Consider the following 1,599-nt stretch of genomic DNA (forward strand, 5'->3'; position numbering starts at 1 on the left):
GTGTAGTAGTACCCACCCGCGCCCACCCGCGCCGACAGTCGCACCACCGCGTCGTGCGGCACGATCACCAACAGCCGCCCGGCTCCCAACGCGACCGAGGTATCCACGTTCTCCCCCTCCGCGAGGTCGAGCCCCGACAGGTCCAGGGTCGCCCGCCCGGTGCCCGCCCGGTGCGAGGGCGCCACCTCCTGCGCCGCGACCGGCGACCAGTGGGCGTCCCGCCACTCGGTCTCGATGCCGCGCGGCACCACCGAGGCCGCCAGCAGCAGGACCGCCGTCATCGACGCCGCGATGACGGTGCCCGCCCCCATGCGCCCGACGAAGGCCCCCAGCACCAGGCCGATCCCGAAAACCCCCAGCGCGGCGGCGAACCCGTAGGTCAGGGCCGGCCCCAGCGCCACCGTGTGCCACACCGCGCCCGTCACCAGCACGGCGGCGGTGATGGCGGCGAGCAGCACCGGCCCGCCCAACCAGAACTCCCGGGGACGCGCCGGGCGACGGTCCGCGCCGGACACCGGCGTGAACGGATAACCCCCACCGGCGTACCCCGTGTAGCCGGAGTACCCGCTGTACCCGGAGTACCCGCCGTATCCGGAGTACCCGCCGGTCGCCGGGTCCGCGTACGAGGACCACCCGGAGGCCGCCCCCCGGCCGGCGGACGCCGTGGCGGGCTCCCGCACCGGCACCGCGCCGCCGGACCCCGGCGGATCGGTCGCCTTGCGCATGTTCACCCGACCGCCCGCCCGGCCGCCGCCCGCCCCCGCGGCGGCCGGGGTGCCGAGCGCGTCCTTCGGCCCCCACAGGTAGTCCCCACCGCCCGGCGGCACCGCGCACGGCCGGACCGGCGTCCGCCACCACGAGGGACCCGCCGGGGCGGGCGGCGGCTGCGTCTCCGGCGGAGCCGTCGCCACCGTCTGCGCCGTCACCGGGTCCACCGGCGCGCCCTCGGCACCGGCCGTGCGCACCCGCCCCCGCTGCTGCGACCAGTGCGCGGCGGCCACCATCGCCCCCAGCACCAGCACGGAGAAGAACTGCAGGCGGGTGGACATCGACGCCAGCAACAACCCCAGGCCCACCAGCACGAACAGCAGCGCGGTCAGCCCCGCTCCCTCCACCCGACCGGTGAGCATCCGACGGGCCTCGTTCTCCTCCTCGTCCTCGTAGGGCAGCACCAACCAGGCGATGCCGTACGCGACGAAGCCGACCCCGCCGATCAGCGACAGCACCGCCAGCGGCACCCGGAAGATCACCGGATCCACGTCGAAGTGACGGCCCAACCCCCCGCACACCCCGGCGACCACCTTGTGCCGGCGGCTGCGGTACATCCCCCGGCCGCGCATCCCACCGGGCCGATCCACACCGTCGAACAGGCCGGCGCCGGGGCCCGGGGCGGTGCCGCCGCCCGTCGGGGCGCCCGCGGCATCGGCCGGCGCGCCCGTGCCCCCGGCACCCGGCTCGCCCGTCGGGCCGGCGGCACCGCCGTTCCCGGCCGCCGCGCCCGACTCCGACGTCTCCGGCCCCCGCGGACCGTTCGGCTGACTCATGTCGTCCATCGTGCCGGGGACGGGCCCCGCCCCACCATCCGGGACCGCCCCCGGG

The 1,599-nt window shown here is 77.3% G+C and carries 1 protein-coding gene; it reads right to left on the reverse strand.

The window, feature by feature from the left end; genetic code table 11:
* A partial coding sequence (locus FOE67_RS30180) for a PspC domain-containing protein (protein ID WP_182667130.1) occupies positions 1 to 1,544 on the reverse strand: 1,544 nt, incomplete at its 3' end.
* Between the last annotated feature and the right edge of the window lie 55 nt (positions 1,545 to 1,599).

Source organism: Streptomyces calidiresistens (assembly GCF_014141525.1).
GTDB lineage: Bacteria > Actinomycetota > Actinomycetes > Streptomycetales > Streptomycetaceae > Streptomyces > Streptomyces calidiresistens.